Source organism: Lacticaseibacillus sp. 53-4, assembly GCF_016861805.1.
Classification (GTDB): Bacteria; Bacillota; Bacilli; order Lactobacillales; family Lactobacillaceae; genus Lacticaseibacillus.
On record NZ_BOLT01000077.1, the window covers coordinates 1 to 1,293 of the forward strand.

Annotated in this window: 1 protein-coding gene; it reads right to left on the reverse strand. The window is 50.8% G+C overall.

Features of this window, described 5'->3' with window-relative positions; genetic code table 11:
- Positions 1-145: 145 nt before the first annotated feature.
- A partial coding sequence (locus JUF21_RS11895) for an IS1380 family transposase (RefSeq protein WP_203664867.1) occupies positions 146-1,293 on the reverse strand: 1,148 nt, incomplete at its 5' end.

A 1,293-nucleotide genomic window follows, 5' to 3' on the forward strand; every position in this document is an offset into this window, starting at 1 on the left:
GGGACATGAAATCGCATCTGGCCGGTCTGAAAGCAACGTTTGGAGCGTTGCGAATACTGACTGAGCGGAGAAGTTGGTGATCGATGCACCACGAACAGACCGACCCAGTTTTCGGCTCGACGCACGACCTATTCAGTTATTCAGTTCAGGTCGCCAACTGATGGACTTCGTCCATGAGCCGACTAAACCAGTTCTTGTAAACATAGTTAGAAGCAAGATGAATCACCACACGACGGGCGTGCCAAGTAATCCTACCGGCGATGTGAAAGAGACTGAACCGTAGCGAGGAGATGGTTGAACGACGGTCTTCCGAGACAAAGAGCTGTTTAAAGAGCTGAACCAGGTTATAGGCAATACCGGTGATCAAGGCTCGTGCAGTGTTCCGTGCAAAAGTTGAGCTGTCTGTTTTGTCAAAGCCAAACCCGCATTTCAGCTCCTTAATTTGGTTCTCAGCATTGCCCCGCTGCCTATAGGTCTTGAACAAAGTCTCTGGAGCCTCGGAGGCCAGGCTGGTCACTACGAATGCGTGGTTCCAGGGAACTAGCTCATCTGCCGTATGAGTAGAACATACGATAACACGGCGAGCTTTACCCCATGACGCGGCCTGATACTTGAATTCGTGGTAGACGCATTTGCTCTCTTCATATTTTGGAGGGCAATTCACTAAGGCCGTTTCTGCCAGCTTCCCAAGCTTTGAATTTGCCTTGAGTCGAACCAAAAAGTCGACGCCATGTGTGTCGCACATCTCGTAAAATTTTGGCGCAGCAAACCCCGAATCGCCTCGAATGATGACGCTGGTGCTTTGAGGGAGCGCCGATAGGCGCGAAAAAGTTGTCTCGACGAACTTATCGGCTTCCTTGCCGGTGTACTCATTGCCAGGGCGCATCAAGGCGTCTAAGAGCAACCCGGACTCTTGATCAAATACAACCTGAGGGTGATATCCATAGGCCATATAGTGAGCGTTGAAGGCGGACCGTTCTTGATTACCGAAAGTATCACAATGCGTTGAGTCTATATCCAGCACGAAGCGGGATTGACCACTAAGACGGAAAGCCAAGGCGGCTACTTGCCAGATAAGCTTCCGAAAGTCATCTAGGTCGGCGTCTTCAAGGCGCTTGAAAAACCGTGAAAGTGAGGGCTGTGAGACTAGCCGAGAGCTACCCAAGGTGGCCGCCAGTACGGGATCACGTTGCCAGTCATTGGCACTACTGTCATGTAAATACCCGGCAACGTCGAGCAACAATTTTTCCAAGAAGATGTCGATCATCGAGGCCTTCCAGAATCGTCGTTGGT